The organism is Vibrio sp. E150_018 (genome assembly GCF_053544035.1).
The window spans coordinates 21,115-31,607 of record NZ_JBHGNY010000020.1; the positions used below are offsets into that span (position 1 = coordinate 21,115).

10 protein-coding genes and 4 tRNA genes are annotated in these 10,493 nt (G+C 43.7%); 7 read left to right on the forward strand and 7 right to left on the reverse strand.

Annotation, left to right across the window (positions count from 1 at the left end):
- The first annotated feature begins 14 nt into the window (after window positions 1–14).
- Window positions 15–581 carry an elongation factor P gene (gene efp, locus ACE3G9_RS14695; protein WP_417879671.1) on the forward strand — a complete coding sequence of 189 codons (567 nt, stop codon included), beginning with the start codon at window positions 15–17 and terminating at the stop codon, window positions 579–581.
- A gap of 557 nt (window positions 582–1,138) precedes the next feature.
- Here the strand turns inward: efp and frdD are convergent.
- Genes frdD through frdA form a run of 4 tightly spaced genes read right to left on the reverse strand, consistent with a single transcriptional unit; the run spans window position 1,139 to window position 4,472 of the window.
- The gene (frdD, locus tag ACE3G9_RS14700) at window positions 1,139–1,501 is read right to left on the reverse strand and encodes a fumarate reductase subunit FrdD (RefSeq protein ID WP_449219541.1); all 363 of its coding nucleotides are present in this window, start codon (window positions 1,499–1,501) and stop codon (window positions 1,139–1,141) included.
- A gap of 10 nt (window positions 1,502–1,511) precedes the next feature.
- Window positions 1,512–1,895: a fumarate reductase subunit FrdC gene (gene frdC, locus ACE3G9_RS14705; RefSeq protein WP_449219542.1), complete on the reverse strand. Its 384-nt coding sequence runs from the start codon at window positions 1,893–1,895 to the stop codon at window positions 1,512–1,514.
- A 1-nt stretch (window position 1,896) separates the two neighbouring features.
- Complete coding sequence (locus ACE3G9_RS14710; RefSeq protein WP_449219543.1) at window positions 1,897–2,643, reverse strand: succinate dehydrogenase/fumarate reductase iron-sulfur subunit; 747 nt, start codon at window positions 2,641–2,643, stop codon at window positions 1,897–1,899.
- Window positions 2,643–4,472: a fumarate reductase (quinol) flavoprotein subunit gene (gene frdA / locus ACE3G9_RS14715; protein WP_449219544.1), complete on the reverse strand. Its 1,830-nt coding sequence runs from the start codon at window positions 4,470–4,472 to the stop codon at window positions 2,643–2,645. Before frdA ends, ACE3G9_RS14710 begins: the two co-directional genes overlap by 1 nt.
- 275 nt (window positions 4,473–4,747) lie before the next feature.
- On the opposite strand from frdA, the gene epmA reads away from it, so the two are divergent.
- Window positions 4,748–5,716, forward strand: a complete 969-nt coding sequence (gene epmA, locus ACE3G9_RS14720; RefSeq protein WP_417879676.1) for an elongation factor P--(R)-beta-lysine ligase — start codon at window positions 4,748–4,750, stop codon at window positions 5,714–5,716.
- 310 nt (window positions 5,717–6,026) lie between these two features.
- Here the strand turns inward: epmA and ACE3G9_RS14725 are convergent, their stop codons facing one another.
- The 3 genes from ACE3G9_RS14725 to rsgA all read right to left on the reverse strand — a co-directional run bounded on the left by ACE3G9_RS14725 (window position 6,027) and on the right by rsgA (window position 9,064).
- Window positions 6,027–6,740, reverse strand: a complete 714-nt coding sequence (locus tag ACE3G9_RS14725; protein ID WP_449219545.1) for a glycerophosphodiester phosphodiesterase — start codon at window positions 6,738–6,740, stop codon at window positions 6,027–6,029.
- Window positions 6,741–6,963: 223 nt separating this feature from the next.
- Window positions 6,964–7,869: an archaetidylserine decarboxylase gene (gene asd / locus ACE3G9_RS14730; RefSeq protein WP_417879720.1), complete on the reverse strand. Its 906-nt coding sequence runs from the start codon at window positions 7,867–7,869 to the stop codon at window positions 6,964–6,966.
- A 142-nt stretch (window positions 7,870–8,011) separates the two neighbouring features.
- Entirely contained in the window at window positions 8,012–9,064 is a 1,053-nt protein-coding gene (rsgA, locus tag ACE3G9_RS14735; RefSeq protein WP_417879678.1) for a small ribosomal subunit biogenesis GTPase RsgA, read from the reverse strand.
- A gap of 109 nt (window positions 9,065–9,173) precedes the next feature.
- Between rsgA and orn the strand changes: the two genes are divergently transcribed.
- The 5 genes from orn (at window position 9,174) to ACE3G9_RS14760 (ending at window position 10,475) form a co-directional block, all read left to right on the forward strand.
- Window positions 9,174–9,728: an oligoribonuclease gene (gene orn / locus ACE3G9_RS14740; RefSeq protein ID WP_449219546.1), complete on the forward strand. Its 555-nt coding sequence runs from the start codon at window positions 9,174–9,176 to the stop codon at window positions 9,726–9,728.
- A gap of 205 nt (window positions 9,729–9,933) precedes the next feature.
- Window positions 9,934–10,009 (forward strand) — tRNA-Gly (locus ACE3G9_RS14745).
- Window positions 10,010–10,090: 81 nt separating this feature from the next.
- Window positions 10,091–10,167 (forward strand) — tRNA-Met (locus ACE3G9_RS14750).
- 74 nt (window positions 10,168–10,241) lie between these two features.
- A tRNA-Gly gene (locus tag ACE3G9_RS14755) sits at window positions 10,242–10,317 on the forward strand.
- Window positions 10,318–10,398: 81 nt separating this feature from the next.
- A tRNA-Met gene (locus ACE3G9_RS14760) sits at window positions 10,399–10,475 on the forward strand.
- Window positions 10,476–10,493: the final 18 nt, after the last annotated feature.

Here is a 10,493-nt window from a genome sequence, read left to right on the forward strand (position 1 = left end):
TAATAGAGGAAATCATGGCGACAGTTAGCACCAATGAATTCAAAGGCGGTTTAAAATTCATGTTGGATAATGAGCCTTGCTCAATCATCGAAAATGAATACGTTAAGCCTGGTAAAGGGCAAGCGTTTAACCGCGTTAAGCTTCGCAAACTTTTGTCTGGAAAAACGTTAGAGAAAACGTTCAAGTCAGGTGAAAGCTTTGAACTGGCTGACGTAGTTGATGTAGAACTAGGTTATCTATATAACGATGGTGAATTCTACCATTTCATGAACAACGAAACCTTTGAGCAAATTGCAGCAGACGTGAAAGCAGTCGGCGATATGGCTAAATGGTTAGTTGAAAATGACGTTTGTACTCTAACGTTGTGGAATGATACCCCTATCTCTGTGACTCCGCCAAACTTTGTTGAGCTTGAAGTAACAGAAACTGATCCTGGCCTTAAAGGCGACACTCAAGGTACGGGCGGTAAGCCTGCCACATTGAGTACTGGCGCAGTCGTTCGCGTACCACTATTTATCGCGATTGGTGAAGTAGTGAAAGTGGACACGCGTACTGGCGAATATGTTGGTCGTGTGAAGTAATATTTTACGTTTCTCGTAGCTAGGGCGCTTCGCTGCTCGTAGCTCGAAGAATGGCAAACGGGCCGCTGAATTTTCAGCGGCCCGTTTTTTGTTTAAGGGAATAAGGGAATAAAGTTATTAGTCACTATTAACGAGAAACGAAATAAAATGATGTCATCTTGAACATGAGCCTAAGCGAAGAAGATTCAGGATCTCCAACAACATGTGACTTATTAAAAACCTTAATTCTTCAGCGTACCTTTGGGAGATCCTGAACTGCGCTCCTTCGTCGCTTTTCAGGATGACGAGCTAACTTTAGGTATCTTTTTTGCAGGCGATTTGAAACATCGAACAGGTAACAAAATCCCGTCATTCCTGCCGAGCCTAAGGCGAGAGCGGGAATCTACTTAGCACGTGCTGTGTATAGATCCTCGATGTCGCCTAGGCTCCTCAAAGATGACGACTGTTTTTTCGAGTTACGAGAAGCAAAGCGCCCGAGCCACGAGTATCGAGATCTTATTCCTAAAACAAAAAAAGCCAGCAAAAATGCCGGCTTTTCATTTTGTTACGAAGCTTTCTTATAGTAAGAAAATATAAGTAATCGCGAGAACAGAGACAATGGCGGCGGCTGCGTAACAAGCAATTTTACCTAGGATCCCTGTATGGAATTTTAGGTCGTGCATGCCGTGATGAACACGGTGCATTGCATGCCACATTGGTAGTGCAATTGAGGCGACAATAAATAGACCACCAATAATGCTACTTGCAAAGGCATGGGCGCGCACAAAATTAAAAGTGCTCGAATCAAACATACCTAGTGGCATCAAGATACCCAGTACTAAAATCGTTACTGGTGTGATCATGGCAAACCAAGTACCGCCAGCACCAAATAGTGACCACCAGATTGGCTCATCAGAACGTCTTGGGTTTGGATTAATCATGTCTTCTCTCCTACACCAATGCCAATACAATCAGTGAGATCACAGCAACTGCACCCCATTGTGTGGCAATAATCATTTTCGGCTCTACTAATTTGCCACCTAAACGGATAGGCATCACTTGTGGCATCATGCTAAAGAAAGTTGCCGCATGGAATAAACTACCGGCTAATGCCACGATGTTAATCGCGATCACTAGTGGGTTTTGCATAAAGTGTTGCCACTCTACCCAAGCCATAGGGCCTTTCACTAAGCTTGCTAGACCGCAAAGCATGAACAAGGTAAATAGAATTAACGGCAGTACCGTTGCTTCACGAACCATGTAAAAACGGTAGAACGGATGCTTGCTCCACCAAGTACGATTCATAGGACGAACGTAAGGCTTACGATTGCTCATTCTAGATCTCCTCAGATTTGAACATAGAGATCACGAAATCCATTGAAGATTCCACTTTCCCTTGGTTTACCGCTGCAGCAGGGTCGACGTGTTTTGGACATACTTTTGAGCAGTAACCGACAAAAGTACACCCCCAAGCGCCATTGTCACTGTTGATAAGCTTCATACGTTCTGCTTTACCATTGTCACGAGTATCTAAGTTGTAACGGTGAGCCAATGTTAATGCAGCAGGGCCGATGAACTCAGGGTTTAAACCAAATTGAGGACACGCCGCGTAGCAAAGACCACAGTTGATACAGCCAGCGAATTGTTTGTATTTCGCCATTTGCTCAGGGGTTTGCTTGTTGGTGCCGTCTTCTGGTTTACGATCGTTACCAATGATGTATGGTTTGATCGCTTCCAAACGTTCGATGAAAGGGGTCATATCAACGATAAGATCTTTCTCGATAGGGAAGTTAGCCAAAGGTTCAATGGTTACGCCATTTGGGTAATCACGCATAAAGCTTTTACAGGCGAGCATTGGTACGTTATCGACCATGATGCCGCATGAACCACAGATTGCCATACGGCAAGACCAACGGTAAGACAGATCTTTGTCTAGGTGATCTTTGATGTAGCCAATCGCATCTAGGATGGAAGTGGTGTCATCACAAGGCACGTCGAACGTTTGTAAATGTGGTTCGTTATCGGTTTCTGGGTTATAACGTAAAATATTTACTTTCTGGATACGAGTTGCAGTTGCAGACATTATTTTGCCTCCTTCGCTTCTGCGGCTTCTTTGGCTGCCGCTTCTTCTGCTGCAGCACCGTATAAGCGAGCTTTCGGTTGAGACTTAGTGATCTTCACTGAACTGTAATCAATCACTGGCGCGGCATCTTTTTGGTAGAAAGAGAGCGTATGCTTCAAGAAGTTCTCATCGTCACGACTGGTGCAGCCTTCGTCTAAACGTTGGTGTGCGCCGCGAGATTCTTTACGACGAATGGCCGATTGTGCCATCGCTTCTGCCACTTCTAAGCCGTAGCCCACTTCGATAGCGTAAAGCAGGTCAGTGTTGAATACTTTGCCTTTATCTTTAATGCCGACTTTTTTGTAGCGCTCTTTCAGCTCAGTGAGCTTATCGATGGTTGCTTGCATCAAATCTTCTTTGCGGTAGATACCACAACCTGCTTCCATGGTGTGCCCCATTTCTGTACGAATATCAGACCAGCTTTCAGTGCCATCATTATCTAATATCGCTTGAATTCGAGCTTCTACATCGCTGATTTGACGTTTGATGTTCTCTTCATTCCAGCCTTTGAATTCTTTAGCGCGTTCAGCGGCGTGTTCACCTGCGACGCGACCAAATACCACAAATTCAGCCAGAGAGTTTGAACCTAAGCGGTTTGCACCGTGTAAGCCAACAGAGGCACATTCACCTACTGCGAATAGACCTTTAATGCGAGTTTCACATTGACCATTAGTTTCAATCCCCCCCATGGTGTAGTGAACCGTTGGACGAATTGGAATTGGCTCTTTCGCTGGGTCAACGTTGACGTAAGCTTTCGCTAGCTCACAGATAAAAGGTAGGCGTTCTTGTAGGTACGCTTCACCTAGATGACGGAGATCGAGATGGACGACATCACCAAGTGGGTGTTTGATGGTGTTGCCTTTTTGTTGTTCATGCCAGAACGCCTGAGAAACTTTGTCACGAGGACCGAGTTCCATGTATTTGTTCTTAGGTTGACCCACTGGCGTTTCAGGGCCCATACCGTAATCTTGTAAGTAACGGTAGCCATTTTTATTGATGATAATACCGCCTTCACCACGACACCCTTCGGTCATCAAGATGCCTGTGCCTGGTAGCCCAGTTGGGTGGTATTGCACAAATTCCATATCACGTAAAGGTACACCGTGGCGGTAAGCCATTGCCATACCATCACCTGTTACGATACCGCCATTGGTGTTGGTGTGGTAAACACGGCCCGCACCACCAGTAGCAAGTACCACTGATTTTGCTTTGATTGCAACAAGCTCACCTTCAGACATATGAATAGCTACGATGCCTTGCACTTCTTTTGCGTCATCTTCGCCGTCAAGCCCTTCGTTATTAACTAAGAGGTCAACTACGAAGTACTCATCAAAGCGTTTGATGTTGGAATATTTAATAGAGGTTTGGAAAAGTGTGTGTAGCATATGGAAGCCAGTTTTATCGGCCGCAAACCAGGTACGCTCGATTTTCATTCCCCCAAAACGACGAACGTTGACATCACCATTTTCTTTACGGCTCCATGGACAACCCCATTGTTCCATTTGGATCATTTCACGGGTTGAGTTTGCTACGAAGTATTCAACAACATCCTGTTCACATAGCCAATCACCACCACCAACGGTATCGTTGAAGTGATTATCTAAGCTGTCTTCTTCCTTGATAACTGCCGCTGAACCGCCTTCGGCAGCAACCGTGTGTGAACGCATAGGGTACACTTTTGAAATCAATGCAATTTCAAGTTCAGGGTTTGCTTCTGCTGCCGCAATTGCAGTACGTAAACCAGCGCCACCAGCGCCAATGACTGCGATATCTGTGGTTATGACTTTCACAGTTATCCTCCAGAGTAGGTGTGCTCATAAGAGCTTTGTTTCACGAGCACGATTGGAAAAATAGTAGTTATAAATTTTGTGCGTAATAAGTGTAGGCAATAATGATGAATAATAAATTGATCTGACAAGGGTAAATAGGCACTTTGCTACCCTAAAGTAGTAGTGTTTGATTGATTGTTTTAATAGTGAGAGGTTGCTTAGGTTTTAAGGTAAGGCTTGGTTATCATTATTAGTTTAATTAAACTGAGTACACTTTCATTTGTTTTGAGTTTTTTATGCATACTTGGCAGCCTTCCTGTTCAATTTTTCAATTAAAGCAACGTGCTTCGATTATTACTTCTATCCGTCAGTTTTTTACCGAGCGACAGGTTCTGGAAGTAGATACACCAGCCATGAGCCACGCAACGGTTACCGATGTTCATCTTCATACCTTTAAAACTGAATTTATTGGACCTGAATATGCGTTTGGAAAAAATGTATTTTTGATGACCAGTCCAGAGTTTCATATGAAGCGATTATTAGCGGCTGGTAGTGGTTCGATTTATCAAATTAATAAAGCATTTCGTAATGAAGAAAATGGCCGTTATCACAACCCTGAATTCACTATGTTGGAGTGGTATCGCGTTGGTTTTGATCACCATGACTTAATGGCGGAAATGGATATGCTTTTACAAATGGTGCTTGGTTGTGAATCATGTGAAAAAATCACTTACCAACAAGCTTTTCAGCAGGTACTCGATATTTGCCCGTTAAAGTCAACCATGAGTCAACTAAAAGAAGTGGCAGTGACCTTAGGCTTAGCTGATATTGCTGATCCCGAAGACAATCGTGACACATTATTGCAACTTTTATTCAGCGTTGGGATTGAACCGCATATTGGCCAGAAAATTCCGGTGATGGTTTATGACTTTCCAGCATCGCAAGCAGCCTTAGCTAAGATTAATCAAGAAGATCCACGAGTTGCCGATCGCTTTGAGGTGTACTTTAAAGGCATTGAACTGGCCAATGGTTTTCATGAACTGGATGATGCTAAGGAGCAGTTAGCGCGTTTTGAGCAAGATAATCAACAACGGGTTGAAATGGGATTACAACCACAGCCGATAGATCACCATTTGATTGCCGCGTTAGAAGCAGGGTTACCTCAATGTGCAGGGGTTGCGCTAGGTATTGATCGCTTAGTGATGCTGGCGATCGGTGCGGATCATATCGATCAGGTAACGGCGTTTCCGTTTCCGAGAGCTTAAGGGGAAGTGCGGAGCCGAGAGCCGAGAGCCGAGGACGCTACGCTAGAGACGCGAGAAGCAGAGCCAAAAATGTCATCCCGCACATGAGCCTAAGCGAAGAAGATGCGGGATCTCCAACAACAAGTTACTTACACAATAAATCAGATCCGTCTCAACGCGCTTTAGGAGATCCTGAATCGCGTTCGTCCCTTACTTGTCCAAGATGACGTCCAAAAGATGTGACGAGAGCTGGGTGCGCTGCGCTTCGAGACGCGAGAAGCCGGATCCCGAGTGAAACGTCCCCGCGCCTCTAGCGAAGCGTCCTCTCATTTCAATACCAAGCAAATCCATCTGTCTGAGGATAGTGTTTCATCGCTTCGGCAGGACAATCACAAAATACACCATCAACTCCTATTTCCTCTAACCATTGCCAATCTTCAGGTCGATTAACCGTATAGACATAAACCGCTAAGCCTAGAGATTTTGCATGCTGTACGTAATCTTCATCGACCACATCGATATCTAAATTTAAGCTAGTGGCATTTAAATTTTTGGCAAAATTGGCCTTGTCTGTGCTTTTTGACGCGGTAAGTGCACCAATCAGCCATTGCGGTTGTTCTTGTTTGATTTGCTGTAGCCAACTGTGGTTAAACGATGAAATGATTAATTGATTATTGTTGAACTGACATTGTTCGATGGCAAATTGAAGATGAAAGTAGAATAGTTCGAGATGTTGAACCCCTTTTAGTTCAATATTGAGTGCACATTTTCCGTTAACCAGTTTTAGTACATCTAATAAAGTCGGCAAGGGCTCGGTTTTTTCGACCACGACTTTTTTGAGCCTATCACTACTCATCCAATGGAGTTTACCTACATGATCTGTGGTGCGGTTCAGCCATTTGTCGTGAATGACCCAAAACTGCCCATCGTGCTCATGTACATCTATTTCAATAGCTTTGCATCCCATATCGATTGCTGCTTGTATCGCGGTTAAAGTGTTTTCTGGATGGGTAGATCGCGCGCCACGGTGAGCAATGATTAACATAATTAAATAACCTGAACTCGAAGATTAAGTGTTTATATACCCAAGTAACTTCAAGATGCAAGTTTCAGTAAGAATAAGGCTTGTTTTGGAAGCTTCATCTTAGAGTCACTTGGGTATAGTTGTGGAATTGAGAAGGGCTTAGTTAGTGGGCGTTGACTAAGAGAGTTGAACACATAAAAAGGGCCGCCAAATCATGGCAGCCCTCGATAGTTTGCTTTCGGTCTTACTTTTGCTCTGCTTGAGGTTCAGCATTAGCCGTTTCGGCATCATTATTGATACCATGGGCGTAAGGCGTACCAAGTACGGTTTGTTCACCTTCTGCCATTGTTGAATCAAAACGGATTCGATCTTTTGCAAATAGGTTAATCACGGTTGAGCCAAGTTTAAAGCGACCCATTTCTTCACCTTTCTTGATGTGGATCGCTTTATCACCGGTGGTTTCATAGTTCCAACGATGTACCGATGAACCGGTTGGTGGCGTAATGGTGCCACCCCAGATAACTTCGATACTACCCACAATGGTTGCCCCTACAAGTACTTGTGCCATTGGGCCGAATTTCGTATCAAAAATACACACGACGCGTTCATTTCGAGCAAATAGGTTAGGTACATTCGCCGCTGTCAGTGGATTCACTGAAAATAGATCACCAGGAACATAAATCATCTGACGTAGTGTGCCATCACAAGGCATGTGAACACGGTGATAATCACTTGGTGATAAATATAACGTCGCGAATTCACCATCGATAAATTCTTCCGCTAATTTTGCATCGCCACCTAGTAGCTCTTGAGCTGAAAAATCATGGCCTTTCGCTTGGATTAAGCGACCATTTTCAATTGGACCAAACTGACTCGTGCGAGCATCGGCAGGGTGAGTGATCACACTGCTACCTTCTGCAATTGGGCGAATGCCTTCTTTCAATTCACGAACAAAAAATTCGTTAAAGCTATTGAAGTAAGCCGGATCAGAATGTACCGCATCGTCCATGTTGACGTTATATTGCTTGATGAACCAGCGAATAACTGCGGTAGTGAGGCTGCCCATTTTGGCTGAGGCCAATTTACCCATCAGGCGAGTTAAACCGTGCTGTGGGATCCAGTATTGCAGAGTCACTTTCATTTTATCTATCACGTGAATATCCGTTTTTGTTGAACATTTCGTCTGAATTACGAAAAGGGTAGCCGATTTTACTTAAAAGCAAACCTGTTGTCAGCTTTTCAAAATTAAAGCTATACCAATCAAGATAAGCAGTTACTTATTGCGATTGGTATCATAAATCTTTCTTATTTTTAGAAAACTGTCGATTGGCTTTGTTTTCTGTCATGCTTTCAATGATGCGGTGATAATTTTCAAAACGAACGCGCGGAATATCGTCTTTCTCAACCGCTTCGCGTAGTAAACAACCAGGATCGTCATTGTGTTTACAATCACGGAACTTACAGCCACCAAGATAGGGACGAAACTCAACAAATGCTTGCGTCACTTCTTCAGGCTCTAAGTGCCATAAGCCAAATTCACGCACTCCCGGAGAATCGATAAGATCGCCGCCTTTTGGGAAGTGGTATAAACGAGCCGTGGTGGTGGTGTGTTGACCTAGGCCTGAGTTTTCAGACACGTCGCCTTCAAGTACTTTTACTTCCGGCATTAAGGCGTTAACTAAGCTTGATTTACCTACACCAGACTGACCCACAAAGATACTTAAACGATCTTTAAGGGCTTCTTGCAATTCGGCTAGGCCATCTTCGGTTTCGCGGCTAACAAATAACACCTCATAACCAATTTTTTTATAGTGACTAAGCGCTTGGTGATACGGTTGTTCTTCACCTTGAGGAATTAGGTCGGTTTTATTTAATACGATGAGTGGTGCAATCTTGAGTGTTTCAGCTGCAATCAAATAACGATCGATAATGTTAAGTGATAGCTCTGGTAAAACAGACGATACGATCACCATTTGGTTAACATTGGAAGCTACCGGCTTTACGCCATCGTAATAATCAGGGCGAATGAGTACTGAACTTCGAGGTTCAACTGCTTCAACTACACCAGAAATACCCGCCATAGATTTAAGGCCTGGACGCCAAATAACGCGGTCGCCAGAGACTAGGCTTTCAATACCTCGACGTAAATTACAGCGTTGAATATCGCCCGTTTCAAGATCTTCAATATCGGCATGTTGACCAAAGCGAGAGATCACTAAGCCTTTTTGCATATCGCCCAACATGTTTTCATCCCATTGAATGGAATCTTCTTGAGTCAGACGTTTTTTTTGATTGGTTCGAACTCGGCGAACTTGGCCTTTAGTGAGTTTTTTCTTTTTTGCCACAGGTTATACTTATTCCCTATTGGATACTCTAAATTCACACACAGTGTGTTTGGCTTTCTATATAAGCAGAGTATGATACCTCTTTTCTGGATAAAAAAGGCAAAGATCTATGTCAAATGCGTCTTTCAGTGATCAAAACTTAATTTGGGTCGATTTAGAAATGACAGGACTTGATCCTGAAATACATAAAATCATTGAGATCGCTTCCATCGTGACTGACAGTGAATTGAATATTCTAGCCGAAGGGCCGGTTCTTGCTATTCATCAGCCAGAATCTGAACTGGCTAAGATGGATGACTGGTGTACGAATACTCATACCAATAGCGGTTTAGTGAAGCGTGTTCAAGACAGTACGGTTTCAGAAGATGATGCAGTTGCTCAAACTATTGCCTTCTTAGAACAATGGGTACCAAAGGGTAAGTCACCAATCTGCGGCAATAGTATTGGTCAAGATCGTCGTTTTTTATATAAGCACATGCCAGTACTTGAAGAGTATTTTCATTATCGCTACGTAGATGTCAGCACTATTAAAGAGTTAACCCGTCGTTGGCAGCCAAAAGTGCTTGATGGTTTTTCAAAATCAGGTAGTCATTTAGCGCTTGATGACATCCGTGAATCGATCGCAGAATTGCAGTACTATCGTTCAAGTGTGTTTAAAATCTAATAATGCTCAGTCGGTTGCTATAAAAGTGCGGCTATAAACCGCAAGTTGAGTTATTTTTCAACGATTGAATCGGTATTTACATTTTTTTTTGAAGTAGTACTTGCATCAAAAAAAAATGCTCTTATAATTCGCAGCCCTGAACAATGAAAGACGTTCAGGGTGACAATTCTCGAAGTGTTAAATTTATTACCACGAGAAATGTAAAGCGACACTAGCTCAGCTGGTAGAGCGCAACCTTGCCAAGGTTGAGGTCACGAGTTCGAACCTCGTGTGTCGCTCCAAATAAAAACGTCATTTGGAAAGATCCGTTACTCGTCTATCGAGAAACGAGATTCCGAGTCACGAGAAACGAAAAAATCGGACGCGGGATGGAGCAGCTTGGTAGCTCGTCGGGCTCATAACCCGAAGGTCGTAGGTTCAAATCCTGCTCCCGCAACCAAATAATCGTATCTTGGAAAAGCCGTTACTCGTCTATCGAGAAACGAGATTCCGAGCCACGAGAAACGAAAAAAAGCGACACTAGCTCAGCTGGTAGAGCGCAACCTTGCCAAGGTTGAGGTCACGAGTTCGAACCTCGTGTGTCGCTCCAAATAAAAACGTCATTCGGAAAGATCCGTTACTCATCTATCGAGAAACGAGATTCAGAGTCACGAGAAACGAAAAAATCGGACGCGGGATGGAGCAGCTTGGTAGCTCGTCGGGCTCATAACCCGAAGGTCGTAGGTTCAAATCCTGCTCCCGCAACCAAATAATCGTATCTTGGAA